General features: G+C 50.9%; 20 protein-coding genes and 8 pseudogenes. 13 read left to right on the forward strand and 15 right to left on the reverse strand.

Annotated features, from left to right (window positions below):
* Positions 1-97 precede the first annotated feature (97 nt).
* Positions 98-343: a hypothetical protein gene (locus AB4O35_RS16695; RefSeq protein WP_058426040.1), complete on the reverse strand. Its 246-nt coding sequence runs from the start codon at positions 341-343 to the stop codon at positions 98-100.
* 470 nt (positions 344-813) lie between these two features.
* Between AB4O35_RS16695 and AB4O35_RS16700 the strand changes: the two genes are divergently transcribed.
* From AB4O35_RS16700 to AB4O35_RS16710, 3 genes and pseudogenes are all read left to right on the forward strand, one after another.
* On the forward strand, positions 814-2,046 hold the full coding sequence (locus tag AB4O35_RS16700; protein WP_164441101.1) for a DUF4238 domain-containing protein: 1,233 nt from the start codon (positions 814-816) through the stop codon (positions 2,044-2,046).
* 986 nt (positions 2,047-3,032) lie between these two features.
* Complete coding sequence (locus tag AB4O35_RS16705; RefSeq protein ID WP_065890391.1) at positions 3,033-3,446, forward strand: contact-dependent growth inhibition system immunity protein; 414 nt, start codon at positions 3,033-3,035, stop codon at positions 3,444-3,446.
* Between the two features lie 588 nt (positions 3,447-4,034).
* Positions 4,035-4,655 (forward strand): annotated as a pseudogene (locus tag AB4O35_RS16710) (tyrosine-type recombinase/integrase).
* A gap of 462 nt (positions 4,656-5,117) precedes the next feature.
* On the opposite strand, the gene AB4O35_RS16715 reads toward AB4O35_RS16710, so the two are convergent.
* Positions 5,118-5,354 carry a hypothetical protein gene (locus AB4O35_RS16715; protein WP_065881786.1) on the reverse strand — a complete coding sequence of 79 codons (237 nt, stop codon included), beginning with the start codon at positions 5,352-5,354 and terminating at the stop codon, positions 5,118-5,120.
* 181 nt (positions 5,355-5,535) lie between these two features.
* Between AB4O35_RS16715 and AB4O35_RS16720 the strand changes: the two genes are divergently transcribed.
* The gene (locus AB4O35_RS16720) at positions 5,536-5,796 is read left to right on the forward strand and encodes a hypothetical protein (protein ID WP_065881787.1); all 261 of its coding nucleotides are present in this window, start codon (positions 5,536-5,538) and stop codon (positions 5,794-5,796) included.
* Positions 5,797-5,825: 29 nt separating this feature from the next.
* Here the strand turns inward: AB4O35_RS16720 and AB4O35_RS16725 are convergent.
* Together AB4O35_RS16725 and AB4O35_RS16730 are read right to left on the reverse strand one after the other, a co-directional pair.
* Positions 5,826-6,008 (reverse strand): annotated as a pseudogene (locus AB4O35_RS16725) (site-specific integrase); the annotation flags it as partial.
* 294 nt (positions 6,009-6,302) lie between these two features.
* Positions 6,303-7,136, reverse strand: coding sequence for a helix-turn-helix domain-containing protein (locus AB4O35_RS16730; RefSeq protein ID WP_056858389.1), 834 nt, complete (start codon positions 7,134-7,136; stop codon positions 6,303-6,305).
* A gap of 229 nt (positions 7,137-7,365) precedes the next feature.
* Between AB4O35_RS16730 and AB4O35_RS16735 the strand changes: the two are divergent.
* Both AB4O35_RS16735 and AB4O35_RS16740 read left to right on the forward strand, forming a co-directional pair.
* A pseudogene (locus AB4O35_RS16735) lies at positions 7,366-7,508 on the forward strand (IS5/IS1182 family transposase); the annotation flags it as partial.
* Between the two features lie 292 nt (positions 7,509-7,800).
* The gene (locus tag AB4O35_RS16740; RefSeq protein WP_162238845.1) at positions 7,801-8,751 is read left to right on the forward strand and encodes an alpha/beta fold hydrolase; all 951 of its coding nucleotides are present in this window, start codon (positions 7,801-7,803) and stop codon (positions 8,749-8,751) included.
* Positions 8,752-8,803: 52 nt separating this feature from the next.
* On the opposite strand, the pseudogene AB4O35_RS16745 reads toward AB4O35_RS16740, so the two are convergent.
* Together AB4O35_RS16745 and AB4O35_RS16750 are read right to left on the reverse strand one after the other, a co-directional pair.
* A pseudogene (locus AB4O35_RS16745) lies at positions 8,804-8,953 on the reverse strand (IS30 family transposase); the annotation flags it as partial.
* Positions 8,944-9,118, reverse strand: a pseudogene (locus tag AB4O35_RS16750) (helix-turn-helix domain-containing protein); the annotation flags it as partial. The pseudogenes AB4O35_RS16750 and AB4O35_RS16745, both read right to left, overlap by 10 nt.
* 384 nt (positions 9,119-9,502) lie before the next feature.
* On the opposite strand from AB4O35_RS16750, the pseudogene AB4O35_RS16755 reads away from it, so the two are divergent.
* The 6 genes and pseudogenes from AB4O35_RS16755 (at position 9,503) to AB4O35_RS16780 (ending at position 15,472) form a co-directional block, all read left to right on the forward strand.
* A pseudogene (locus AB4O35_RS16755) lies at positions 9,503-10,646 on the forward strand (tyramine oxidase subunit B).
* Positions 10,647-10,684: 38 nt separating this feature from the next.
* Positions 10,685-11,104 (forward strand): Rid family hydrolase, encoded by a 420-nt coding sequence (locus AB4O35_RS16760; protein WP_056858537.1) that lies wholly within the window; start codon positions 10,685-10,687, stop codon positions 11,102-11,104.
* 49 nt (positions 11,105-11,153) lie between these two features.
* Positions 11,154-12,446 (forward strand): NAD(P)/FAD-dependent oxidoreductase, encoded by a 1,293-nt coding sequence (locus AB4O35_RS16765; protein WP_056858391.1) that lies wholly within the window; start codon positions 11,154-11,156, stop codon positions 12,444-12,446.
* Between the two features lie 43 nt (positions 12,447-12,489).
* Positions 12,490-13,893 carry an APC family permease gene (locus tag AB4O35_RS16770; protein ID WP_460149125.1) on the forward strand — a complete coding sequence of 468 codons (1,404 nt, stop codon included), beginning with the start codon at positions 12,490-12,492 and terminating at the stop codon, positions 13,891-13,893.
* A gap of 58 nt (positions 13,894-13,951) precedes the next feature.
* A pseudogene (locus AB4O35_RS16775) lies at positions 13,952-14,422 on the forward strand (hypothetical protein); the annotation flags it as partial.
* Positions 14,423-14,515: 93 nt separating this feature from the next.
* Positions 14,516-15,472, forward strand: a complete 957-nt coding sequence (locus AB4O35_RS16780) for a LysR family transcriptional regulator (RefSeq protein ID WP_083207176.1) — start codon at positions 14,516-14,518, stop codon at positions 15,470-15,472.
* Positions 15,473-15,567: 95 nt separating this feature from the next.
* Here AB4O35_RS16780 and AB4O35_RS16785 read toward each other — a convergent pair whose 3' ends face one another.
* The 5 genes and pseudogenes from AB4O35_RS16785 to AB4O35_RS16805 form a co-directional block, all read right to left on the reverse strand.
* Positions 15,568-16,173 (reverse strand): TetR/AcrR family transcriptional regulator, encoded by a 606-nt coding sequence (locus tag AB4O35_RS16785; RefSeq protein WP_056858393.1) that lies wholly within the window; start codon positions 16,171-16,173, stop codon positions 15,568-15,570.
* Between the two features lie 17 nt (positions 16,174-16,190).
* Positions 16,191-17,411: a multidrug effflux MFS transporter gene (locus AB4O35_RS16790; protein WP_056858394.1), complete on the reverse strand. Its 1,221-nt coding sequence runs from the start codon at positions 17,409-17,411 to the stop codon at positions 16,191-16,193.
* A gap of 73 nt (positions 17,412-17,484) precedes the next feature.
* Positions 17,485-17,733 (reverse strand): annotated as a pseudogene (locus AB4O35_RS16795) (hypothetical protein); the annotation flags it as partial.
* Positions 17,734-18,017: 284 nt separating this feature from the next.
* On the reverse strand, positions 18,018-19,643 hold the full coding sequence (locus AB4O35_RS16800; RefSeq protein ID WP_056858395.1) for a methyl-accepting chemotaxis protein: 1,626 nt from the start codon (positions 19,641-19,643) through the stop codon (positions 18,018-18,020).
* A gap of 324 nt (positions 19,644-19,967) precedes the next feature.
* Positions 19,968-21,158, reverse strand: a complete 1,191-nt coding sequence (locus AB4O35_RS16805) for an acyl-CoA dehydrogenase family protein (RefSeq protein ID WP_056858396.1) — start codon at positions 21,156-21,158, stop codon at positions 19,968-19,970.
* A gap of 259 nt (positions 21,159-21,417) precedes the next feature.
* Between AB4O35_RS16805 and AB4O35_RS16810 the strand changes: the two genes are divergently transcribed.
* Positions 21,418-21,945, forward strand: coding sequence for a flavin reductase (locus tag AB4O35_RS16810; RefSeq protein WP_003232755.1), 528 nt, complete (start codon positions 21,418-21,420; stop codon positions 21,943-21,945).
* Between the two features lie 56 nt (positions 21,946-22,001).
* On the opposite strand, the gene AB4O35_RS16815 is transcribed toward AB4O35_RS16810, so the two are convergent.
* The 4 genes from AB4O35_RS16815 to AB4O35_RS16830 all read right to left on the reverse strand — a co-directional run bounded on the left by AB4O35_RS16815 (position 22,002) and on the right by AB4O35_RS16830 (position 25,790).
* Positions 22,002-22,943 (reverse strand): LysR family transcriptional regulator, encoded by a 942-nt coding sequence (locus AB4O35_RS16815; protein WP_056858397.1) that lies wholly within the window; start codon positions 22,941-22,943, stop codon positions 22,002-22,004.
* Positions 22,944-23,501 carry a cytochrome b gene (locus AB4O35_RS16820; RefSeq protein ID WP_065873527.1) on the reverse strand — a complete coding sequence of 186 codons (558 nt, stop codon included), beginning with the start codon at positions 23,499-23,501 and terminating at the stop codon, positions 22,944-22,946. It abuts the gene before it with no gap.
* The gene (locus tag AB4O35_RS16825) at positions 23,501-24,577 is read right to left on the reverse strand and encodes a catalase family peroxidase (RefSeq protein WP_056858399.1); all 1,077 of its coding nucleotides are present in this window, start codon (positions 24,575-24,577) and stop codon (positions 23,501-23,503) included. Before AB4O35_RS16825 ends, AB4O35_RS16820 begins: the two co-directional genes overlap by 1 nt.
* A gap of 259 nt (positions 24,578-24,836) precedes the next feature.
* Positions 24,837-25,790 carry a PDR/VanB family oxidoreductase gene (locus AB4O35_RS16830; protein WP_015372132.1) on the reverse strand — a complete coding sequence of 318 codons (954 nt, stop codon included), beginning with the start codon at positions 25,788-25,790 and terminating at the stop codon, positions 24,837-24,839.
* Between the last annotated feature and the right edge of the window lie 14 nt (positions 25,791-25,804).

Below are 25,804 nucleotides of genomic sequence, written 5' to 3' on the forward strand. Positions count from 1 at the left end.
CGTGAAATCAATGCCATGTACGGGACAACCACCGTTTCGCGGATCGCGTGCTGGCTGACCAAGGCGCTCAAGGTGTCTGACTGGATCGCTTCACCATTCATGGCGCCAGATCCCGCCGGCGGCGTGCTGCGGCGTCTTCAACAGCGATAAACAACCGCTCAATCGTAGCGGGGGTTAGCGCACGTGCGGCTTCCACCCCCTCCACAAAACCTTCTGCGCGCTCTTCGGCCAGTGCCAAGGCAGGCACATCTGCTGCGCGGCCGAGGCGTGCCAGGTGATTGGCGAGTTTGGTGCGGACCAGATCGGGCATGCTGACACCATTGCGCGAGAATACGACGCTCATTCTTTCACCCATTATTGTTGAGGTGAGGGATAACGCCAGGAAGGCGCTTCCTGATCGAATTAGCGGTCACTGCGTAAAACCACCGCTGTGGGGGTTGGTCTACCAGCGCAGGGGGGCTGGTTTTCACCGGCCCACAAAAAAGCCCCCACACTGGCTTCAAGTGTAGGGGCCTTTTGAACATAAGCGGCGATATAGGTATATCGACGCTACACAACACTCTTGTGCGTGGCAACTTGAACGTCTTCTTGCCGATTAGCTGCCAAGATGGCCTGCAAACGGCCAAACGCAGGCTGCCGAACCTTAATTCTCCGTACGCTGCCCCGGATAGTGTTTGTTGCTGCTGTCCGAAAATGCCATTTTGAGAAATTCACTCTTTACGGTGCAAAAGAAAAATTTTCTGATGCGTAAAAACTAAGTCTATAGTGTGAGTAGGGAGAACTTACTATGCTGCAGGCTTTCAAGGGGGCATCGTGGCAACTAAAGAATATCGTAACAATCATTACGTTCCTGAGTGGTACCAGAAAAAGTTTTTATCCGCAGACGGCGGAGAGGCTAAATTTTATTACCTTGACTTAAAGCCTGAAACAATTACTACAGCAAATGGCACACGATATAAGCGCAAGGACATGATGCGCTGGGGCCCCGATAGCTGTTTCAAAATAGAAGATCTTTATACAACAAAACTAGGCAACTTCGAATCAACAGAAATCGAAGAAAAGTTTTTTGGACAAATTGATACTGAAGGGCACAAAGCTGTTGAGTACTTTTCTAAATTCCAGCATCCTGATGTAGATCCTCAGTCTTTTCACAATCTACTACTTTATATGAGCACTCAAAAACTCAGAACTCCAAAGGGCTTGAAGTATTTGGCATCTAAAACACAGTCACGTGACAAAAATGAATTATTATTTATGCTACAGAGACTACAGAGTTATTTTTGTGCGTTATGGACTGAATGTGTTTGGCAATTGGCTGACTGCAAGAGTACGGATACAAAGCTAATCCTGTCAGATCACCCCGTTACCGTATACAACAAAGGTTGTTTCCCTCAATCCGCATTGGCGAAAAAGGTAGGTGATCCTGAGGTTTGGCTGAACGGCACTCACACATACTTTCCATTGTCGGAAGAACGCGTCCTGATTCTAACTAACCTGTCTTGGGTCAGGTGTCCGTACGGAAACCCTATGAAAGAGCGGCCAAACCCAAAGCTATTTCGAACGGCAATGTTTAACTTCACGAGCATTCAAACTCATAGAGAACTCACAGAGTTAGAAGTACTCCAAATTAACTACATAACAAAAATTCGAGCTGAGCGGTACGTTGCGGCACGAGAAAAGGAATGGCTATATCCTGAAAAAAAGGTGACACCTTCTCTATGGCCACAACTAGGGGATAGTTATTTATTAATGCCTGACCCGCGATCCGTAACATATTCTACCTCTACGATGGTTGGTTATGAAAATGGTCGATCAGAGACAATGGATGAATACGGTAGACGACCTGGACAAAAAGGTTATAGCGGTGAGAGCAATAATAGAAAAGACTGGAACAGTTTCTTAGCTTTTCAAGGTGAATACGCTAGACGATTTGGCCCGAAACGGCGCGGTCGATCATTCGAATTGAATAGAATTTCAAACGAAGAGGACTCTGATGACTATCATGCGTACCATCTGGGTTTAGAGAGAACACACAGAAAACGTTAAAAACGAGGTCAGGGGTTAGCGTTTAAATAATGTGGTGATCAAGAACAGACTCCACAATAGAGCACGTTATATCGATTTATATGATTCCTTAACTTTATTCGCTCAAAATTTCACGGAGGCGCCTCTCAAGTGCTCCTCTGAACAAGATTCGTAGATTGTCTGCATCGAGCTTTGAAATGGTCTCTTCAAGGTGAAGCTTAAAAATCAGGTCATGGGTGCAAGCCTCACGCCTCCGTGCTTCAAGTGCGGTGGGTGAGCAAGCAATCCCAGCGAGGAAATGAGCCGACACGCTACTCGCGGGATGAATATCGCTCTTGGCAACAGACATGACTTCCTACCTGGTTCTCAAACGATTGAAGACACGCTTACGAATCTGCGCCCTTCTCTAAGGAGTAGTGGGTCTAACACTAAGTTCATAACGGAACGAAGTGCACCCGTCTCGCGAGTAAAAAAACGCACCAAAAAGACGCGCCAGTCCCATGGTGGTCCCATGGGGCTATTTTTTGGACGCCAAAAACCACAAACCCCAGACTTTCTCTAGTAAAATCAGGGGCTTGTGTTTTTACAATTTGGCGATGAAGGAGAGATTCGAATCCTCATCACCTCACGTGTCCACAGCCTCCGATTCAGCGCCTAAGCAATGACTGCTATTGGCCGATAGCTGCCCGTCACGAGCGGCAGTAATCGGCCAGAAGCAGCCACTCGGCCCACGGCACCAAACGGTCCAATGAGCTCAAAGGTGAGGATGGAATCTCGGTTGAGAAGGCCAATTAGCTCGGCGATCAGACACTGGCTGCTCGAAAGCACATCACTACCCAGCATTGAGAAGGCATACTGCCACTCTGAGAAACTGCTTGGATGGCTAAGAGGGCTTACCAGCCATGCCGAAACGCTTAAGAATGTAATTAGCCCAGAGGCGCAAGCGGCCCGACAGGCAGCTTTAGATACTTTAAAACGTATCTCTGACCTCTAAATGGTGCGGGTATATGAAAAAGACATTTCGTCAAATAGATGAGAGTAATGGGTTTAAGTGGGAAGTTGAGCCTGATGAGTCTGCGCTTGAGTCATGGCACAGGTCGATTCTGGACACTCCGATTACTGAGCTCGATATTGGCGACCTTTGCAGATCGGTCAGGCAAGATATGTATACGTCGGAATTATTGCCTATCGTGGTTCGCGAGTTGGATAAGGAAGTGCTGGTAGGATTTCTGGATGACGCCGAGTTGCTAAAAGGAACCTCAAAATTATCGGAGGCAGTCTGGGCGAAAAATTTACTGCTGACGCAAAAAATGTTGAATATTCTGAGGCGAGATAAAGAGCTTATTGCTGTGGAGCCTCGCGCTGTCGAATATGCTCAGGCTTTAGAGAGGAAACTGCTGGCAGCGCTTAATGGTAAATGACACAAGAAGGAATAGGGGAAAGGGGGACAGATTTGAATGGCACTTACTTAACAGCTAACAGGCTGATCTGATTACAAAAAAATAAAAAAAGGCCGCCCTCGGTCTACGGTGATAGTTGCGAAAAGGTCAGTGACATAAAGGACTATACACAGCCGCATTTGCGCAATTGTATGACCGATATTCCATCCATCCCGACGCAGAGCAGCAGGGAATTTATCTTGTGATCTGGTTCGGCGGCGATGAACTGGTCGCAAACAAAAAATACAACCTTAAACTCCGCTTCGGAACTGAAGGCCAGCATCAAAGAGACGCTCCCGCCTGAGCTAGTTGGGCTAATTGATGTGTTCGTCTTGGACGTTTCCGAGTCCTAAAGTTATGCCTGAAACGCAGAGACGAAGACTATATGCGACAAGCCCAGGAGATTCGAAAAATAGCACTCTGAGTCGTCCAGATTTTTTATACGCTTGGTGCAGTGACAACGCCCGCTAATGGGCCGGTAGCGTGCGTTTCCAAACGTCCGCTTATGGCCGGTTAGCAACCGTCGCTCTGATTAGCCATCCTTGTCTTTCCACACGTGGAGGACTTGTCATGAACATCATCGCTACCTGCAGCCGTCAGCCCTGGAACAAAGGAAAACTAGTCGGGCAGAAAGCCCCACTCCGACTGAGAGATATCTGGGCCATCCGAGTAAGGCTTCAAATTGCGGAAAGAACCCGGGATCTGGCTCTCTTCGATCTGGCCATCGACAGTAAGCTTCGAGCCTGCGACTTAACCAAGCTCCGCGTGCGCGATGTCGCTCATGGCGAGCACGTATCATCACGAGCCATGGTGATGCAGCAGAAAACGCAGCGGCCAGTGCAGTTTGAGATCACTGAGCAAACACGGTCAGCTCTCGTGGCCTGGATACATTAGGCACAACTACGCAGCGAGGACTGCCTTTTTCCTAGCCGGCTGCATACCTCGGACCATCTATCCACTCGTCAATACGCTCGTATCGTCAAAGGCTGGGTGAAAGCCGTAGGCCTTGATCCAGCCATGTATGGCACTCACACAATGAGACGTACGAAGGCATCACTAATCTATCGCAGAACGAAGAACCTACGGGCGGTTCAGTTGCTGCTCGGCCATACGAAGCTGGAGAGCACTGTTCGATATCTGGGGATTGAGGTCGATGACGCACTGGAGATGGCGGAACAGACTGAGGTTTGATCATGCATAGCGACGGTCGAAGTCAGGCCGTCGCTAACCGGCCAAAAGCAGTCATTACAGGATGCTGAATGAATGCGGTAGGAGTATTAAGTGATGTGGGTTCGAATCTCTCCTTTACCGCCAAGTCACGAAAACGCAAACCACTAATTTTCCTATAGAAAGGCGGGGTTTTGTGGTTTCAGCGCAGGTCTTGCTTCGAACCATCAAGATGGCGTAATTGTCTCGACTGATTTAGTGGAAAAGGCCGACAGTCTTCTGTATCGCGCAAAAAAACTGGGGCGCAATCGAGTTGAACATGAGGCGCGGGAAGTTCTCGAAATATAGAGCGTCGCTGCTGCAGGCCAACCCCCGCAGGTCCATCTAAATCAACAGCGCAGAATTCGTCTGATCATCGGCGTACTACCACCACATCGAGGTAGGGAGATGCTGGCGGGTTGTCATCGATGCCGTAGACGGGTGTGGCTATTCCTCCGGTTTCAGGTGGGACTTAGCATCCGCCCAAGCTTTTCGAGCTTCCGCGTATTTTGCGTCCGCAAGATCTTTAGCTACCCGAAATTTTTTTATGGTGTCATCTGTTGTTGGCCTCTCGCTAAGCAGCGCATAGGCGAGATCATTCAGATGATCGGCTTCAGCAAACAAGCGATTGCTCTCCGAGGTTTCTTCAATCCAAATCCGTTTGGAAATTGCCTTGCATTTCATATTTCCTCCTTGTGGTCTGAAATCCCAGCAGTAGGGCCCGTTTCAACTATTGATAAATGTGGCTGAAAACTTGATAAAAGCAATGATGGCGTAATGCTGGAACCCAGCCTCCCCTAGACTGGGCTACCGAGCCCTCCTATTCTTGCGCCTACAACGACCCTACGCTCTTAAGGACCAGCCCATGGACCGTGAGACCACACTTTTCCCCATCAAAGGCTTACCGGATGGTCCGCTTAGACTCGGCTGGGATGATCAGATGCGGGGAATCGAGCGCTCCAGTAACTTGAAAGAGTTGATCATCAAGCATCACGGCGCTATCTGCTGGCTCGCCGCATTAGTCGAAGCCGGCATTCTTGATCGCGCGTCGGCCTCTGCACTCGCGGCTCAGCGGGAGGCGGTTAAAAAAAAGACGGAAGATCGATTACAAAGAAATATGCCATGAGTTTCGGCGATTCACTGAGACCGTTGTGTTCACTGTAGAACTGCGACTGGTGAAAGTTTCAATGCCAGTTGCAGCATCCCCACCACATCTGGCCCGTCCTTTTTGATCCACGTGCCATAGTGCTGACGGATCATGTTGCCATTGGTATGCCCCATGTGTACGGCAATACAGTCAATTGAAGCAATGCCAGTGGTCAGCAACTGGCGTACGTGTCCACGTATTGGAGAAGTTCTCGCGAATGAGCGCTTTTGGCCGATCTCTGCCCTTCGCGAAGGGCAGCAATCGGCCGATTTTGTTGAAAAAGTCGGCGTCCCCAAGTGGTCGGAACATTTCGACCCGCGCAGCGAGGCCGTCGATGGATTTTCAAAAGTCCACCGGTTTGGGGTAGGGGTACATTTTTTCGACTTTTGCGTCGGGTCGCATCATGGCGGGGCTGGCTCCGGAAAGAGAGCGGGAGCGCAGCATACATAACGGAGCGAAATAACTACTGCGCGAAGCAGATGGCTTTAATAGAAGTGCATTCTGCTAACAAAGTTTTCCTTGAGTATACGGTTTTTATAGTCCAGCGGAGTTACGCTGACCAAACGTTTGAATTCTCTTAAAAAATGAGGTTGATCACTAAAGCCCAAGTCAAATGCTAAATCGCTAAACCCAATATTATTATGATGAATTTTATAAATCGCGGACTGGCAGCGAATGATGCGACAGAACATTTTTGGTGTCATTCCCAGATCATCGTGAAATGAGCGCTGTAAAGTTCTAATGGTATAGCCCGTTAGCGACTCCAGATTTTTAATACACACATTCCCTTGGGCTTGGCAAATCATATTTACGACTGGAAGAGTCAGCTTTAATGATTTTCGCGGAGCTGTATTCGTCAAGAAAAATTGCTTGAGAAAAGTGAGTTGCGTTATAAAGCTTTTCTCACGCACTACCTGCTCAAAGACACGTTCGGCATTATCGCTAACGTCAAGAAGGTCGAAAGAGCCTTCAATCAACTCTTCCGCAGAAAGATTTAAAAAATCAGGAACAAAGCCAGGTGAAAACCGCACGCCAACATAGCGGCGCCCCTTGCAAAATTCCACAGAACCGGCTTGCAGCATTGTTCCATGTACGCTTACAGAAGGATTGGTGTCATCACAGTCAAATATTATATCGATACAGCCGTCCGGAACCGACAGCATGAATGCCGAGGATAGTTTTGTTTCAAAACTATAAAAGTGTGAAATTAACGGGCTGTCCGATATCGAAACTGAAAATTCTTTAGCGGCTTGCAACACAAACCATGGTTGGTGGGAGTGCATGCTTAAATAGGGACAAGCCAATGAAGATACTGACATAACCTGCACCTGCTTATTAAAATGATCACCTGAGTCCAAGCAGGTATCGTGCCATGTTGGTTGATAATAAATTTTGCAAATGTCGTGAAAATTCAATACTTAAAAATATCAGAGTTATAGGTTTGTTCCAGCCGAAAAATCGCTACAGCGCCTAAGCTTGATCACTAAGGGGGCTCTAAAAATTCCTGATCTTGGCAAGCAATCAGGATCCTGAAAGCGGAGCCTTCCTGTGAGGCAGGTTACCTTCGTTGATGCCGAGCACTCCGGCAGGCGCAAACAGATCCGTAACGAGTTGTTCTTGATCGGGCTCGATCAAGTGCCTCCCTGGAAGGGCTTGATTGGCTTGATGCGAGCCGCACTGTCGTAAAGGGCGGAGGCGGCCGTCAGGCCTACTGGTTTGGAAAAGCTTCCAGAAAATGATGGCGGTAAGGTTATCTGGCAGATGGTGGCACATCGCAGCACCAACAAAGGCTCTACAAGTGGGGTGTTCTGTAACAAAGCCATACTGGGGTCGAGGATCCATTGTGGGTGTTCACGCACCAGTTCAGTGCGCCTTGTTCAAGATATATATCGTGTAAGTGGCATTGGCGCTATTCAGTAATGCATCGATTACAACTGGTTTTCAGACGTAACATAGTTGTTACGCTACATGCAGAAGACGTTCGTGAAAATTTTGAAATTGACGAAGCTTTTCTTGGGAAATCCGACTCGGATTTATGGTTGTCTCAATATAAAAACGGTTAACGATATGACGATTTCAAGTTCTTGTTCTGTTCAGGGCGTCACTGATCAGCGCGTATTTAATTATATTGATACGAACCTGGGCCAACTTCATTACGCGGAGTCGGGTGCAGGTGATGTGATGATTTTATTGCATCAAACACCGCGCTCACTGGATGAGTTCGCTGAAGTCCAACCGCTGTTGGCAACTCGCTGGCGTACAATAGCTATGGATATGTACGGTTTTGGGCAGTCTGCAAAATTTGCTGCTCCACAGACGGTTGAACACTATGCCCAAGGTGTTTTGGCACTGGTTAATGCGTTAAATATAGAGAGGTTTTCTATACTTGGGCATCACACAGGTATGTTTGTTGCTTCAGAGGTGGCGGCTATCGCTCCAGAGCGTGTGACCGCTGTGGTTCTTTCTGCTGGTGATATTGTTGATGCAGAGTTTCGAGAAGCAATGGAGGCGCTGGACGTAGATGTAGCTGAAACGAGAGAGGATGGCTCACACCTCATGGAACTTTGGCGAAAACGTTTGAATTTATACCCAGCAGGGCACACTGATGTGTTAAATCGATTTATTCGAGATGCGCTTGCTCCTGGGGTAACTCCTTTAGAGGGGCATCTTGCAGTTGCAAGATATGATATGGAAAATAGAGTTGGCCTTGTCAAGGCGCCGGTGTTGGTTCTGGCAGCTACAGAGGATCCTGTAACATACTCTCGGGCTCAGGTAGTAGTTGATGCTTATTGTAATTCCTGTTTCGTGTCCCGCGCAGAAATAAAGGGAGGCGGGATACCTTTAATGGAATTAAAATTTAAAGAAGTTGCAGGTGCAGTGCATGGTTTTTTTGATTATCTTGAATGTAATGTTATAGGCAAGAAACGCGACTGATTTCTTGAATCGACTTTATACGTGGCAGTTGCGGGAGCTGAGTGCAATACGGTTATTGAATTGAGGGTTGAACGTCATACCGCATCGCCATGGCGTCCTGCATCACCTTGCCCATAACTTCGCTTGGCATCTGAAGTCAAAGCGCTTACGTGGGCCCATTGGTCAGTTGCAGTGCGATCGGATCCAGTTCTTCCTGACGGTGTGTTGGGCCACGCGGGCCGAGTAGCCGTCACGGGCTCTCGATTGCGGCGCAACTCCCGGCTGATGGTCGAAGGGGATCGGATGATCAAGCAGGCAATCCTACGCAGGCTGAAGCCTGGGCATGACCGATTTGATGTCGCAAAAATTCAATATCCCGGCAAATAATAACTTTAGGATTGTTTGAGACGTTAAATACGCCAGGGTCATTTTTCATCGCCCTGCGCCGGAAAATTCAAAGCAAGTCCGTTTAAGAATTTTTCTTGATCCTGAAGGGGTGGGTAGTGATGGGGAAGATTTAGATTTCCTTGAGCGACAAAATGGCCGCCTAGTGCGAAGGCAGCTGTCAGCCTTATATGAATAGCTACTCGCTTGGCATGACCAGGTGCACTACGAAACTGGAAATGGAATTTGCGTCTTTGAGTGGGTGAATGACACGTCGATAAAGTGCGGGAGATGTGACCCACATCCCTTAGACGTAAGCCTGGAAGAAAATCCGAACAGATTTTCAATTAATGCCAATTACAACATAATAATATTGCGGATAAAAACTATGTCAAAACATAATGCCAAGATCGATTTCATTTATCTCTCCGAGCAGGACATGATCAAAGCCGGAGTGATGGACATGGCTGAGTGCGTGAACACCATGGAGCAAATGTTTATTCTGCTTCAGCAAGGTGATTATCGCATGGCAGGTGCTAATAATGACTCTCATGGCTCACAAATTACATTTCCCGCAGATTCTCCCTTTCCCAACATGCCGAAGCCTACACCTGATCGTCGCTTAATGGCTATGCCCGCCTACCTTGGCGGGGACTTCCAGGCCTGTGGTGTGAAATGGTACGGCTCTAACGTTGCGAATCGCGAAAAAGGTTTACCACGTTCAATTTTGACGTTCATTTTAAACGATGTCGATACCGGCGCGCCACTGGCTTATATGTCAGCCAATCTGTTGTCGGCTTATCGAACTGGGGCGGTTCCTGGCGTAGGTGCTCGTCACCTTGCGCGGAAAAATTCAAAAGTTATTGGCTTGTTAGGCCCGGGCGTCATGGGCAAAACATCGGTCACTGCATTTATGTCGACGTGCCCAGAAATTGACACAATCAATATCAAAGGCCGTGGAGAAAACAACTTAAATAGGTTCGTTAAGTGGGTTAACGAAGTATTTCCTCAAATCAGAAATGTCAATGTGGTCGATACAGTTGAAGACGTAGTCCGCGGTGCTGACATCATTACTTACTGTAACTCCGGTGATGTCGGCGATCCATCGACGTATCCCTTGGTCAAGCGCGAGTGGGTTAAGCCGGGTGCTTTCCTTGCGATGCCTGCCTTTTGCCGTTTGGACGACGGCATGGAGCAAGCAGATGTACGCAAAGTACTTGATAACACAGGGCTTTACGATGCGTGGTATGAAGAACTACCCAAGCCGGCCCATAACCTGATCCCGTTAGTGGGTATGCGATTTATGGATCTGGTCGGGGAAGGGAAAACTTTCCCGCGATGCGCTGGAGGACTTGGGTGACATCTGTGCAGGCATAACACCCGCGCGCCAAAACGATGAGGAAATCATCATTTTGTCTGTTGGCGGTATGCCGGTTGAGGACGTAGCTTGGGCGACAGTGATTTACCGCAATGCAGTTCAAAAAGGCATTGGGGTAAAACTTAATCTATGGGATGAGCCAGTACTTCGTTAAATATAATTTATTATTTAATGTCATAGGCGTTTCTCATGATGAAAGATATTATAAAAGTAAATGCCGGCTCAAAATTTGAAGTGCTAGGCAGCTACTCTCGAGCGGTGGCGGTAGATAACTGGATTTATGTATCTCTCACTGCGGGGCGTAATCCAGATACTAAGGAAATTCCTGAGGATGCCGTTGAGCAGGCTGTGCAAGTGTTTCGGATTATTGAAAAGATCCTGGCTTCACTGGGCTCTTTTCTGGCTGACGTCGTGATGTCTCGTGTCTTTGTCCAATCACCCGAGCATGTAAATGCTGTGATGGGATTCATCGCGCAGAAATTCAAAGGCATCAATCCGGCCACGACGATCACTTGCCCACCATTAGGCTCAACCGTATACAAAGTAGAGGTGGAGGTTACAGCGTACCGTGGTGCGTCAAATCTAAATAAAGTTAACGTAGAACTAGAGTAACGACGGTTGAGCATTTCAGATACTCTCGCGGGCACCTCAGGAAATTGTCATGACGAAAACTCTCGAGTCAGTGAGGACTACTGATCAATTACCAAAATCCACCACTGTCGTCATTATCGGAGGTGGCATTATTGGTGTGACAGCGGCATTGACCTTAGCCGAGCGAAATATTCCAGTTGTCCTCCTGGAAAAAGGGCATATTGCAGGCGAGCAATCCTCGCGAAATCTTGGATGGGTGCGCAAGACTAATCGGCACGCAGCTGATGTGCCATTAGCTCTGGCGGCAGATCGCCTATGGGCAGGTATGCCTGAGCGCATTGGCCGCGAAGTGGGTTATCAGCAATCCGGTATTATGTTTCTTGCAGCAAATCAAGAGCACTTAGCGTTACATGAACGCTGGTTGAAGTCGGTGGAGTCTTTATCCTTAGACTCCCAAATGCTTAGCGCACGCGAGATTAATGAGCGTGTACCTAGAGGCAAAGGTGAGTGGGCGGGTGCTCTCTACACACCTTCAGACGGCAAAGCAGAGCCCCATCTGGCCACCTCTGCGCTTGCACAGGCAGCCATCGAAAAAGGGGCAGTCTTAATTCAGCACTGTGCCGTTAGAACACTATCAACGACGGGTGGGAAAGTTAGCGGTGTCGTTACCGAGCACGGTGAGATTCGCTGTGATCAGGTGCTATTAGCCGGTGGCGCCTGGTCTCGCCGTTTTCTAGGTAATGTTGGAGTTAGTTACCCAACTCTTCCTCTCACATGCTCCGTGCTTCGCACTACCCCAATGGAGGGTCCCACTGATATTGCCGTTGGAGGCCCTGATTTTTCATTTCGAAAACACATAGAGGGTGGTTACATCATCACCCAGCGCGCGGCCTTGGACGCTAATCTAACCTTGGATCACTTATTAATTGGCCACCGGTACCTCAGTCTGCTTCGTGGGCAAGGTTCCTTTTTACGCGTTTCTTTAGGCAAACCTTTCCTCCAGGACCTTGCCCTAAAGCGCCGCTGGCGTGCAGACCAAACCTCACCGTTTGAGCGCGTTCGAACACTCGACCCGTCTGTCAACGAAAGCCTTATCCAGGAAGCCTTGAGCAACCTTCGCAAGGCCTGGCCGATTTTTGAAAACGCAAGCATTTGCGAAGCTTGGGCGGGGCAGATTGATATAACCCCAGACTCAAACCCTGTCATTGACCATATTAAGTCCATTCCTGGGCTGACGATTGCCACTGGCTTCTCAGGTCATGGTTTTGGTACCGGCCCCGCTGCTGGGCAACTGGCAGCAGACCTCGTAACCCATATGACCCCACTCGTTGACCCAGCTCCATACCGGTTTGATCGCCTCTGAAGTAATCGAGTATTGGCCCTTAAATAATAAATGGACACTACACATGAGCGAATCTACGAAGATATCCAGTTCCAATCTCACGGCTGCTGGTGCGAACCCGCAACTATCCAAAAAGTTCGGATTACTCACGATGATGTCAATTTGTATCGGCTTGGTTGTTGCTCAAGGCGCAATGATATCGACGGCACAGGGCGTTGGTTTTGGTGCCATGACATTTCTGGCTGCCATGGTGGCAGCGTTGGCAATTTCACAATGTAATGCGATGAGTTTTGCCGAGCTTTCTCTGATGTTTCCTCAAAAAGGAACACTGGCTACCTATACCCAAAAAGCACTAGGTCATGTCCCAGCTATTGTTGCCGTTTTTGCCGGTTACATTGTTGTATCCGTGCTGGCGGTGCCGGTTGAGATGTTTATGATTGATATTATTGTGTCCAAACTGCTGCCTGGCTTCGTGCCAACTAAGTCAATATCTCTACTTATTCTGGTCGGCCTTACCATTACTAATTTAATGGGGGCAGACGTATTCGCACGAGTACAAAACCTGCTTGTTGTAGTCATGGTGAGCGCAATTGCACTGGTGTCATGTGTTGCTATCACGGGAACAGCACAACCACACCCAGAGTTGGCGGGTACTCCGGTTGACTGGAGTTTTGCTAGCGTGACTAACTTCGGTTTTATCGGATTCATTGCACTCTCGATGTGGTGTTTTGTCGGCATAGAGTACATTTGCTCGCTGATAGGCGAGGTAAAAGGTCCACATAAAAATGTTCCTCGCTCCATGCATCTTTCCTTGTTCGTAATATTTTTCTTATTCGTCGGGTTTGGCTATGGTATAACCTTTTATATGGACTCGGAAACCTTGGTTAGTGCTAAAATGCCATATGTTGACTTTATCATGGCTGTATTTGGTAGCTCTACCGGCTTGGTGATTACAGCCGTTGTTGCACTTACTGCGACTTCCAGTTCTGTTAATACTGTACTGGCAGCCGTTCCAAGAATGATGCATGGGATGGCTGAACAAAATCAGTTGCTACCCATTTTCAAAAAAGTTAATCGTTATAATGTGCCTTGGGTAGCCACCGTAGTGCTGAGCATTTCGATAGTTATTCCTTACTTATCGCTTGATATTGACTCGATCATCCTATTTGTTATCGCGGCCAGCACCAGTTACCTTATCGCCTACTTGATTGCGCATCTGAATGTGATTGTCTTGCGTAAGCGGATGCCGGATCACCCACGTCCATACCGCTCTCCGTTCTTCCCTTTACCGCAAATCTTTGCAATTGTTGCCATACTGTATGTGGCCATCAATAATTCCCCCTCGCCGGCGTTGACGAGTTCTGTTTATGCCATTACTGGCGGCATGCTTTCGTTCATCACCATCTGTAGCGTTATCTGGGTTAAATTTTATATGAAACGGGGTATTTTTGAGCCTGATATGGACTAATAAAACTGGGCGCAAGGTAGGCGTTCATTGGTAAGCGCCTACCCGCTACGCTCAATCGATTAACTTGGCCATCGGTATTTCCACTCTTGCAGCGTTGATCGCTGGCAGCATACAAACCAGCGCCTACGAACTTTACTCAGATGAAGATACTCACCTCAGCGCTAACCTCGAAGCCACGTGCGGTGTCTTTAACAGCCAGCAGAACTACTCGAACTCCGGCAGTAAGTCTAAGGGTTCGTCTACCAGGCGCGAAGGTTATATCAAGTACGGAATCAGTGGTGATCAGGGCCTGGCTGGCGCTCTGGCGAACGGTTCGAGGCACTGGGTAAAGACGGCCCAGACGTGTCCTTCGGCCGCCAGAGGGTTACGGTCGGCGATGGTTTTCTAATTTGCGGCGACGGCACGAACTTCGATAACGGTTTGGCCGATAGCGAGTATAAACGGGGTGGCAGTACCTACTTGGTTGGGAGCATGCAAGAACTTCGACAAAACGGCCGTGCTGCGTCTCGATGGTCAGGAGGGTTGGCGCAGAGAAACGTGAACCACCTAAGCGATGAGACGTGTCCGGGATTCAAAATGCGTCTTAGTCGGACAGAAAGTAGCCTGATGAGCGGTGACAGTAATGAGATCCAATGTCCTACTGGACTTCCAGGACCAACAACTCAAATATCTCTTCTTCAGCCATCAACTCGGATCGATGCGTGCAGCGGCTGACGAGCTAGGCATTGCCCCCTCGTCGATCAGTCGACAGATTGCCAAGTTAGAGGCGGAACTAGACATTGATCTGGTAGAGCAGGGCACTCATCGGATTCGCCTGACTGAGGCTGGGCAGGTTGCGATTGATTATTACCGTGCCAGGGCTAGCCAGCATGAAGCGTTGCTGGATCAGCTCAGCGAGTTGCGAGGGCGTTTTCTAGGTACGACTATCATTGCCATCGGAGAAGGATTGCTGGGCTCCCAGGCAATCGTGGAACTGCAAAACTTTTTCAAGCAATACCCCGATGCTCATATCGAAATCATCATCGCGCCGTCTTTTGAGGTACAGCGGATGATCCAAGATGACGAAGCGCACATTGGCCTTGCTTTTTCGCCAGCAAGCACAGCCACCCTCCGCAGTTTGTATGCGTTCGAGCAGCCGCTCCGTGCGATTGTGTCCAGGGAAAGTCCGTTGGCAAAAAAGCATGTGCTGACGTTAACAGATCTTGCCAATACACCGTTGGTTTTGCCTGGCCCCAAATACCGCGTTAGGGAGCTGGTTACTCAAGCTTGCAAGGATGAGCCGTTTACGATTGAGCCGGTGGTTACCGCCAACTCACTACAGGTCATCCTGGACCTGGTCCGCGCAGGGATAGCCAGTACCGTGCTGCCAGAACTGCCCTTGGTTTCCGAGCTGACATCAGGGTTGTTCAAGGCGATCCCGTTAGCATGTGAGGCAATGAGCAGTACCGAAATGCGAATCATCGTTCGCCCATCCCGCAAGCTTTCCCCAGTGAGCCACGCGTTGATACGCCATCTTGCCAGAGCTATTTCATTGATGCGTAGAGGCGATGGCCGTACTGCAAAGAGTATGCTTGTCTGAGTGTGTTTCTCATTAAAAAGGCAGCACGGGAGGCGGGCAAGGGAGCAAGGCGGATGATAGCGTTTAGATGTTTTTGCAAAATTTGAATGGTTGATTTATCCATGCGCCACCTTCCCCACAGCCAGAGACAGCGAATCACCAAGAATGCGCCACAAAGCGGTAAGACGCCGACAGTAGGTGCCTTCACTACAGTAAATCAACTCGACATGAAGGCTGTCGACAACCGCTATATAAGCATCCTGAAACATTGAAATCTCGTTCGCCGACAGGGCTGGATACCTGTTCTCAAGGCTTGCGCCAAAGCGTTCATGAAGACGGTCCAGATAGGCTTCAAAGCCACTTGTCACCGATGCCTTTAACTCCGAAGGCGGAAAGAATGCCGTTCGCAGCAGGAAACGCAGGGCAGCGGAAGACTCGTAGCGGTTTGAAAGATTGTCCGTGTACAGCTTGCCGGGCTCGTCATCATTCGCCGGGACGCTTGCAAACATCTCTTCGATATAGTGCCTCTCCGTCGCCAGCGCCAGATTCAGCACGGCGTTGAACAGATCATCCTTGCTCTTGAAGTGCGCGTATAACGAGGGCTTGCGCATACCTGCCACGACAGCGATTTCATTGAGCGACGAGGCGTCGTATCCCCGCTCAGCGAAATGCACCAGAGCGATATCACAGATTCTGCTTGCGGAAGGGCTCAGCACTTTCATCGGGATGACCTTTTAATTCAGTGATTTAACGCGGTGATGTGCTCGGCCCTGCCTTCGCGCACACTGACCCAGGTCAGCGCACCCACCATAACGGCGCAGACTATCAGGAATGCGCACCAGGCAATGGCGCCATAGCTGCTCGCCCAACCGGTCAACGGTGTGGCGAAGGCCGAGATGCCAAGCTGAAACGCGCCGAGCAATGCAGCCGTTGAACCCAGGGCAGTGGTTTGCGAAGACATCACCAGCGTCATCAGTGAGGTTTCTGCAATCCCCAATCCAAGCAGTGCTACCGCGACACCGGCAGCCAGCCAGTACAAACTAGAACCAGATACTGCTGCGCCGTAGGCCATGACAGAACCTGCAAAGATGCAAAAAGCTCCAGCCGTTGCCATGCGGGCCAAACCGTACTTGCCCACCAGTCTGGTAGCCACGACGGCCCCTATGAGAATCGCGATGCCGGTTGCGCCAAACAGCGTACCGAACTGGGCAGCAGGCAGTCCGTATTCCTTCTGATAAACAAATGTAGCGCCGCCCACATAGGCAAAGAGAAAGAAGAACACGGCTGACAGCGCTAAAGCTGGCCTTAGAAAACGACCGTCTTTTGCGAGGCGCGCATACGTGCGTATCGCAAGGCTCATATTCAATGGCTCGCGCTTTTGCATTGGTAGTGTTTCAGGCAAAACAGCCATCGAATTCACCGCCACCAGCGCACCGAGAACAGCCAGTACCAGCATGACGGCCCGCCATCCGAAATGCGCCTCAATGTAACCACCCAACCCCGGGGCGATGATGGGAGCAACACCTTGAATGGTCAGCAGCAGGCCAAAAAGTTTTGCTGCCTGAACGCCCTGAGTGACGTCACGCACCATGCTCATGATGACCACCAACGTCAAAGCACTGCCTATCCCTTGGGCAAATCGTGCCACGAGTAGCCACTCAAGGGTTGGTGCCGCTCCTGCAGCCAGCGCACTCAAACTGAACAGCAACAAGCCTGCTATCAGTGGACGTCGACGGCCCAAGGCGTCGACTACCGGCCCGAACAGCAATTGTCCAAGCCCCATTGCCAATAAAAAGACCGTGAGCGTCAGCTGAATGCTGGCAACACTGGTCGAATAATCAACCGCCATTTCGGGCAGGCTTGGCAAATACATATCGACGGCTGAGGGCCCCAGTGCGGCGATGGCCCCCAAGGCAATGGCAAACTTCAGTGAAGGATTGCCGAAATGACTCTTTTCCATAACAAACTCATGATTGACTTCCTACCGGAAGGTAGGAAAGTGGCGTGAAGTTAACGAGAACCGAGAGGCAAGGTCAAGCGGTTATTTTCTTAGTGGCCAGGCAGCACCTGCCAGCGCTCCGCGCAATGCATGCGCACGAAAGTGTTTTAGGCTTCAGTTCAAAGTGTTTTTTCAAGAAGCGGCTGAAATGAGCGGAATCTGTGAAACATCATTTTTAAGCGATCGAGGTAAGCGACTCAGTGCGCAGCAACGGGTTGGCCAAATCGATCACGCTGCGTTCGAGCCTGGCGCGCTGGATGTATCGACAGACGCCGTCACCTTCCGCACCAGCGATGGGGCGGAGAGGGTGGCCATCTCGTTGTAGTCGGGGCAATTTTGAGGCAACACAGAGGACCACCTGGCGCCGTTATCCAGCGCCACGGTTGGCCCACACGCCAACGGGACGCTTAGCGCCAATGGCCGTAACTTTGTGGGCGGGATCAGGGTTCAAATTGAACTCTATGAGAGCCAGACTTGCCTGCGAACTAGGCGCCTTGGTGTATCAGGCAGACCTCTTCATCGTACGCGCGGGCAAGCCTCGCTCCAACAGATGGCCTCCGATACCTATTACAAGCGAAACCTCGACACCATGCTGTTCAGGTCAACCGCCAGGCGGGTCAACTCGCCGCTGGCGGCGCTGGTCTGGGCGGCGCCGTTGGAAGATTGCGTCGACAGGTCTCGGATGTTGACCAAGTTGCGGTCCACTTCACGGGCGACTGCAGCCTGTTCTTCCGCAGCGGCGGCGATGACCAGGTTACGCTCGTTGATCTCGATCACTGCGGTGTTGATGGTTTCCAGCGCCAAGCCTGCGCCTTTCGCGATGCTCAGGGTAGATTCAGCACGGTCAGTGCTGTTACGCATTGAACTGACCGCTTTTTGGGTGCCGCCTTGAATGCTGCCAACCATACGTTCAATTTCGCTTGTGGACTGTTGGGTGCGATGGGCCAAAGCGCGTACTTCATCGGCGACAACCGCAAAACCGCGACCGGCTTCACCGGCCCGGGCCGCTTCAATAGCTGCGTTCAGCGCCAGCAGGTTGGTCTGATCCGCCAAGCCACGAATCACGTCCAGAACCTTGCCGATGTCGCGGGACTCCTCCGCAAGATTACCAATCAGATCGGCGGTGCTTTGCACATCCCCGCTCATGCGTTCGATAGCGTTGACGGTTTCGTGAACTAGATCCCGGCCATCGCCTGCTGACGCCGTCGCGTTTTTTGACGCCTCTGAAGTGCTCACTGCGTTACGCGCCACTTCTTCGACGGCGCTGGTCATTTCGTTGACTGCAGTCGCGGCTTGTTCTATTTCGTTGTCCTGCTGCGCAAGGCCGCGGGCGCTTTCATCGGTAACTACGTTCAGCTCCTCGGCAGCGGAAGCCAGTTGTGTTGCGGATCCGGAAATACGCATCAAGGTATCGCGCAGTTTCTCCTGCATTTTTTGCATGGCGAGCAGCAACCTGCCCGCTTCGTCAGTGCCATCAACCTTTATCGGTCGGGTCAGATTACCTTCGGCTATGGTTTCAGCCGCTTCAAGTGCCAACGCTATAGGTTGGGTGATGCTCTTGGTCAGCAGCCAGGCAAACAGCATGGTCAGCAGCGAGGCAATAATGAGGAGGCCGACAACCCAGTTGAACGCAGAGCTGTACTGGTCAGCAGCGGATTGATTGATGATAGCCAGCTGGGCGTTATTGAAGTCAGTAAGCTTACCCAACGCCACGTTTATCTGCTCAGCGTTAGCCGCAGACTCGGCGTTCAGCACGCGCGTTAGCTCCTGCAGATCGCCAGCCCGACTGAGGGTAACAAGGCGCGTTTCAATCTTGCGATATTCACCCATCAGCCGCATATAGTCGTTGTAGTCGGATTGCTCTACAGGGGATGAAATCAGTTTGGCGTATGCTGCCTGCGACTGGTTAAGTTGTTGGTTTTGTTCCGCAAGTAATTCGATGGTCCTGTTCTGAATATTTGGTTCGCGATCAGTTAACAGCCGATGCGATAAAACCCGCATGCGGACGCCCGTCACCGTTAGAGCATTCAGGGTCTGAAAGCTAGGGACGCCATTTATCGCGATGTCGTCGCCAGCTGCTCGGATCTTGCTCATCTGAGAAAGGGCGAAGAGGCCGAGAATCAGCATGAGCGCGCCTATCAGGGAGAACCCCAGAAATGCGCGCGGAGCAATGTTCATTGTTCTTATTGTCATGGTTTTCCCAGAGCGTGGAATGTGCTCCCCGCAAGCAGCGGCGGATGGCCCAGCGCATAAGTTTTTATCGGTCGCTTGATGACACACTTGAGCGAAAACAGCTGTGTGCCGCATATTAAAACTGATATTGCCCACTCACCAACTTACATACATCGACTGATGTCGGCCCGATGCAGCCCGATTGCGACAATCTTCAACCCAGACGGCCTGGACGCGATTTTCGTTCAGTTGGTAGAGACTCGCTAACAAGGTTGCATATTTCTCTTACAGAATCAGCTCTAGAGGCTGCAGCAGCGTGACAGAAGCTGCTGTGCATAGTGGTGCTCAAGGATAGGGGATGGTCGGTTCGATGCCCGCGAACACCGCGCCAGCGCCGTCGTAAGTCGCTTCGCCGAGGAAAGCATGCTGTGTCACTACCATGGAGTCGCGTACGATCCATTGCAGACGATTGTCATTGAAGATGGCTGCAGTCCCCGCCAGTCGATAAGCCTTCATGACTACGTCCGCTCCGGTATGAGCGGCATGGGTGGCGCTGAGACGTAATAAGTTAGTCTGCTGCAGGGTCACCGGATTACCGGCGATGAGCGAGGCCCATACAGCTTCGGCGGATTCGTAGAAAAACGCCTGGGCGCTTCGCAGCATCGCCTCTGCCTTACCCAGTTCGCTGCGGTAATAAGCGCGATCACCCAAACGCGGGGCACCGGTGACAGTCTTGGTGCTGCCCGACATTGCGATCACCAAGTCCAGTGCTGCGCGTGCCAGCCCGAGGTTAACGGCGGCGTGAACTTGCGCCTGGTAGGAAACAGACGGGTAATGATAGAGGGGCTCGTCAATTGTGGAGGCACTGCCCCGCACGAAAGTCCACTCGCGTTGGACGTTCTTTTGGTGCAATTTGAGGTCATGGCTCCCCGTGCCTTGCATCCCGACAACATTCCAGTTGTCGACGATCTGCACTTCGCTTGCCGGGAACACAGCGGTCAGCGGTTTGCCTGCCGTCGGTCCTCCACCGTTGGCCGATGTGCCACCGATGCCTACACCAATCCAGTTGGCACCTTTGCACCCACTAGCAAACCGCCAGTGCCCGCTGACTTCCCAGCCATTTTCAGTCTCTTTGGCAGGTTGTAGAGGGTAAAGGCCGCCAGCATAGACCTGGTCTGGCCCGTTGGCATAAATCAATGCTTGGGTTGCCGGGGGGAGTGCCGCCAGGTAGATGTTGGCTGAGCCGAACGCGGTCACCCAACCGACCGAACCGTCGGCTTCGGAAACCCGCTCTACGATGCGCAGGAACTCGGCTGGAGGCAGCGCATCGCCACCGAAACATTTGGGAGTACTGGCGCGGAAGATACCCACTGCTTTCATTTTTTCAATCATGTCTAAAGGGACATGGGAGCGTTGGTTAAACTCGCTGCGACGCTCGGCAATCTCCGCAATCACATCATCCAGGGAAATCGCCTTGATGCTGATTGGAGCGCCTTCACGTGTGTCACGATCATCGAAATTGTTTTTGCTGTTCATGTTTATTGTTCTCTGGCTAGGGTGATTGCATACACGTTCAGAATGCGTGGGATGATAAGAAAAAATCAAATTCGGAATATGAATAAGCTAAATAATCCGTGGGAATTAACTGTCGTGCCATGCGCCTCTAAAGGGGAGGGCGTTTAAGGGCGATGGCTATTCCTGCTGTCAATAGTACGTATGAGTAAAGCGAATTTGACCGAATGAACAATCCCTCTCAACATGGATTCACCAAGTCAATAATTAAAAGGTGAAGGTTATGGTTAGCGATCAATCAAAACAACATTTTCGGCAAGCGCTGTCATTGTTGTCTGCGGCGGTGAATATCATTACTACCGATGGCCCCCATGGTCGCTTCGGATTAACTGCGAGTGCGGTCTGTTCGGTCACTGATACGCCCCCAACATTATTGGTTTGCATCAACCGTAACAGTTCAATTCATGAAGCGTTGCTGGGCAACAGGGCGTTGTGCGTAAATATACTGACCGGTGATCTGGAGGGTGTTGCGCGACAGTTTGCTGGCATGACCGACCTGCCGCCTGCTGAACGTTTTGCCGGCCAGGATTGGCGGACAGGCTCCTCGGGCTTACCGGTGTTGAACGACGCCCTAGCAAGCCTCGAAGGAAACATAGTAGATATCAAGGAAGTCGGATCGCATTCGGTATTATTTGTCGAAATTAACCAAATTCAGGTCCGTGAAGAGGGGGAGAGTCTGATTTACTTTGGGAGAAACTTTCACCGTCTGGGGCGGGCTGCAGCCGTCAACGTACAGACGTCGGCATCCTGAATAGTTGCAGTTCCCCATTCGTGGGTTACAGGGTTTATAAAGAATGCTCGCACGCCTCATTTGATATGAACTCCAGTATGGCTGCCGGAGGCAAACAGACTAATGATTAACCCGCGCAGCCAGGTTATCCCGGCATCCGATAGGAAACGGCTATGGCAATAAAGTCCCACCGAGATGGCTGGCAATTCGATGGGCAGACTCAGCAGCCGATAGCGCTGGTCGTGGTTTAGCTGCATGGCAATGGCACGCGGCAGAATCAATGCCAGATCAGTGTTGGCAACGATTTTCGGGGCAATCGTGAAGTTAGGCACTTTCAGAGCGATTTCGCGCGCAATGCCGGCCTTTCCGAATGCTGCATCGGCGGTTACGCCATGGCCGGTAATATTGCTCGAAACGTCAACATAGCGCAGGGCGAGTATGTCCTGAACGCTCAATTCATCTTCCTGAAAAGGATGGCCGTCGCGCAACAGACAAATGAATTCGTCGTCTAGCAAGTTTTCGTGGATGCACTCTTCACCAAGTTCTACCAGATAGCCTATCGCGATATCTACATCACCTTTGCGCAATGCCATAGCCAGTTGCTCTATAGGCATTTGACGCACATCCAGGCGTACTTTCGGCGCCTCGCGCGCTAGCACTTCCATCACCGTCGGTAGCACATAAAGTTGCGACATATCCGACATGGAGATGCGAAAAGTACGATCCGCTGTTTTCGGTTCAAAGTTCGAAAACATCATTAATGCGCTTTGAATAATAATCAGCGCATGTTCAATGGGTCCGTGCAGGCGAATAGCTGCGTCAGTCGGCTCCATCGACGTTGCTGTTCGTACGAACAGCGGATCGTCAAACACATCGCGTAGTCGACGCAGTGCGTGACTGACGGCGGGCTGGCTGAGGTGTAGGCGTTCGGCCGCGATTGTCAGGCTGCGGTGTTCCCAAATAGCCACAAAAGTCCTGAGAAGATTCAGATCGATCGTGGCCATGTTGATGTGCGTCATTTATTTACCACGAGCCTTACGCGTGATGCTGGAAAAGACGCCGTCGCGGTATATCCAAGCATGTATCAGCGCTGCGCAAAGATGTCCTAACACAAGCAGAAACAGAGCCCAGGCGAATAACCCATGTGCGGCCCGAAACCAAGCGTAAAGCGCGGAGCTGACAGGAGCAATGGGTGGAAGGTTCCAGCCCGCGAACATGGTGACAGGCCAATTTCCGGCAGAGAGCGTCGCCCAACCGAGCAGTGGCAGGCAGAGCATCAGCAAGTAGAGCAATAGATGCGAAACATGCGCCGCCATTGCCTGCCAGTACGGTACGCTGGCAGGCAATGGCGGCGTGGTGCTTAAAAACCGATTGCCTAGACGCAGGGTAGCCAAAAGAAGAATGGCGATTCCCAGAGGCCTATGAAGATCAATGAGCCAGGGACGCAGGCTCAGAGAAGCCATCATGCCTACACCTATAAATAGCATAGCCAGGATAAGGACAGCCATGAGCCAATGGAGAAGCCGTGCCGCGAAGTTGAAACTTTGCACACCGGTGTGCTTCTGCTGGGTATGCATTATTTGATTTCCTTTTTGCCAACCGCGTCAGTGGCTTTACCAAAACCGACTTCTCGTAATCGGGCGTTATAGGACTGGGAGTAAATACCCGCACGGGCTGCAAGCACCGGATCGTCTGAAAGCGCTATTCCTGAAGGTACAAGCGTCGGGTCAAAGTTAATGTCACGACATGCCCCATGAGTTTGCTCTACCACCTGGTTGACCTCTAACGTCCCAGCGATTACCTCCTTGCGGTTGCTCGGCCATGGTTGAGAAGGGTCGTTCACCGGATCTCCCGCCTCGGCCAGTTGGAATACCAGATCCCAGTACAAGGGTGCTACACCCACACGCTGAGTTATTTCATTAAACAGGAAGTCATGACTGGCTTGCGCATGAGCCTCTTTGCTCAACATCTCTACCGCCGCATGAGGGCGCATGGACCAGCGCACAGGTTGACGTTTTCCATCCGCTGCAATGAGTACGAAGGCGTTGATGGAATTATATTCGGTTCCTGCAAAACTGGCCGGCCAAGTCGCGTTCGCCTCTCGCTCTACAGACTTGCGAGCCTCTGGATATTTTTGAAAAAACGCGGCCACCTTGTCCGGGGCTGGTTGTCCAGTGGCAGCCACCGGTTCAAAGGCCTCGACCTGCGCCAGGAAACCCTCGGCATCCCGAGTCGCGAAGTAGGGTTCGTTGTTGAGCTTCATTCGCCACTGTGACTTGTCGTCGCCTACCAGCATGAGTGCCATGCTGACGGTCGCCGTCGAATTGTCCGCCGCATGCGGGTCCACGGTGCCGATTGAAAAACGCCCGACGGCGGGGATGTTGGCCGGTAGAAAAATACGTGAGGTCGACAGAGGGACGGCCTCGCCGCTCGCATGAAAAGTCCCACTGAAACACATACCCTTACCGTGGGCCCGTCGATAGCCTGGTGGAAAATTATCTAGGGAGTCACCCAGAAACTCTTTTGTGGTAACGCCGGTGCCTAAGAATCCTCCTGCCCAGGCAAAAGCCAGCACAAGAGCAGTCGCGATACTGAATATGCCCAACAACGGCACTCGATATTTCCATAAACCCTGAAGGTTATTCTTAAGCATAAAATTCTCAGCTGCACGTTGTCAGGCAGCGCTGGATTGAAACTGCCGAATGGCTAGCGCCAACACTAACCGGCGCAGAGCAGTAGTCATGTGTAAGACAGGGGGATTTGAACCGCCGATACGGCAAAAAAAATCCCGGTGGGCTCAATGGGTTTGCTTGAGCGGCAACGCATGACAATCCCTGCACCATAGCCTGTGTGTCATTACATTGCTGAGGACGGCCAAGGCAAATGACGCCGGCGATGCACCGCTTTTGACGTTATATGTCCAGCACCAATCGTGGAGATTTTGATCGTGAACAGCATACCAATATCGTATCGTTCGCCGCTTTTTCATCAGCAGTGAGATACACATCGCGATGGTCTGGTTCACCCTCTAAAACATCACAGAGGCATGTGCCACAAACACCCTGCTCGCAGGATATTTCGATATCAATACCTACTTCAGCCAGTGCTTGATAAATGGTCTGCCCGGTCATGACATTGACGGTTTTACCGCTGCGCGCCGCCACAACCTCAAAACCAGACCCATTGGTATCAATGTCGGCCTGAAAGTATTCGCGGTGAATGTGTGCATCAGGGTAGCCGAGTTCGAGAGCATTATTGATAACCCACTTCATAAAACCTCCCGGTCCACATGTATAGATGTGAGCCGTGTCCTGGCTGCCTCCTAATACGCGTTTGAGGTCCAGTTGGCTTTCAGGTTCATCGTCGAAGTGCAGCTGGACAGCTTGGGAAAATCCGGAGAGCTCCAACTCTTCAAGAAACGCACTTCGGCTACGTGAGCGTGCGCAATAATGCATTTCAAACGCCTTGCCCCTGGCTTCAAGCGCATAGGCCATGGCCAGCATCGGTGTGATGCCAATACCCCCTCCGAGCAGGATTGAACGTTCGGCATTCAAGTCCAGCGGGAAATGGTTACGAGGCAGGCTTATGTTTACCTTTACGCCTTCAAGTAATTCCTGATGGACTGCAATGGACCCGCCCCTGGATTGAGGATCTCTCAATACCCCAAGGCGATAAATGCCTGCGTCAGCGGGATCGCCGCACAACGAATATTGGCGGATCACATTTGAGGGTAGGTGCACATCAATATGGGCACCGGCCTCAAAGGTCGGTAAATTGCCGCGGTCTGCCCGCGCCAGCTCGATGACGACCACATCATCACCTTGCAGCACTCGTTTAAGCACGACTACGTTTAGGAGTTCATTCATCGGGTAATACCTGT

Source organism: Pseudomonas sp. H1_A03 (assembly GCF_054685145.1).

Excerpts from the sequence above, each read along its gene's own strand:
- AB4O35_RS16695 (WP_058426040.1), bottom strand. The coding sequence starts at position 343 with ATGAGCGTCGTATTCTCGCGCAATGGTGTCAGCATGCCCGATCTGGTC.
- AB4O35_RS16705 (WP_065890391.1), top strand. The coding sequence starts at position 3,033 with ATGAAAAAGACATTTCGTCAAATAGATGAGAGTAATGGGTTTAAGTGG.
- AB4O35_RS16715 (WP_065881786.1), bottom strand. The coding sequence starts at position 5,354 with ATGAAATGCAAGGCAATTTCCAAACGGATTTGGATTGAAGAAACCTCG.
- AB4O35_RS16720 (WP_065881787.1), top strand. The coding sequence starts at position 5,536 with ATGGACCGTGAGACCACACTTTTCCCCATCAAAGGCTTACCGGATGGT.
- AB4O35_RS16730 (WP_056858389.1), bottom strand. The coding sequence starts at position 7,136 with ATGTCAGTATCTTCATTGGCTTGTCCCTATTTAAGCATGCACTCCCAC.
- AB4O35_RS16760 (WP_056858537.1), top strand. The coding sequence starts at position 10,685 with ATGAAAGATATTATAAAAGTAAATGCCGGCTCAAAATTTGAAGTGCTA.
- AB4O35_RS16765 (WP_056858391.1), top strand. The coding sequence starts at position 11,154 with ATGACGAAAACTCTCGAGTCAGTGAGGACTACTGATCAATTACCAAAA.
- AB4O35_RS16770 (WP_460149125.1), top strand. The coding sequence starts at position 12,490 with ATGAGCGAATCTACGAAGATATCCAGTTCCAATCTCACGGCTGCTGGT.
- AB4O35_RS16780 (WP_083207176.1), top strand. The coding sequence starts at position 14,516 with ATGAGATCCAATGTCCTACTGGACTTCCAGGACCAACAACTCAAATAT.
- AB4O35_RS16785 (WP_056858393.1), bottom strand. The coding sequence starts at position 16,173 with ATGAAAGTGCTGAGCCCTTCCGCAAGCAGAATCTGTGATATCGCTCTG.
- AB4O35_RS16790 (WP_056858394.1), bottom strand. The coding sequence starts at position 17,411 with ATGGAAAAGAGTCATTTCGGCAATCCTTCACTGAAGTTTGCCATTGCC.
- AB4O35_RS16800 (WP_056858395.1), bottom strand. The coding sequence starts at position 19,643 with ATGACAATAAGAACAATGAACATTGCTCCGCGCGCATTTCTGGGGTTC.
- AB4O35_RS16805 (WP_056858396.1), bottom strand. The coding sequence starts at position 21,158 with ATGAACAGCAAAAACAATTTCGATGATCGTGACACACGTGAAGGCGCT.
- AB4O35_RS16810 (WP_003232755.1), top strand. The coding sequence starts at position 21,418 with ATGGTTAGCGATCAATCAAAACAACATTTTCGGCAAGCGCTGTCATTG.
- AB4O35_RS16815 (WP_056858397.1), bottom strand. The coding sequence starts at position 22,943 with ATGACGCACATCAACATGGCCACGATCGATCTGAATCTTCTCAGGACT.
- AB4O35_RS16820 (WP_065873527.1), bottom strand. The coding sequence starts at position 23,501 with ATGCATACCCAGCAGAAGCACACCGGTGTGCAAAGTTTCAACTTCGCG.
- AB4O35_RS16825 (WP_056858399.1), bottom strand. The coding sequence starts at position 24,577 with ATGCTTAAGAATAACCTTCAGGGTTTATGGAAATATCGAGTGCCGTTG.
- AB4O35_RS16830 (WP_015372132.1), bottom strand. The coding sequence starts at position 25,790 with ATGAATGAACTCCTAAACGTAGTCGTGCTTAAACGAGTGCTGCAAGGT.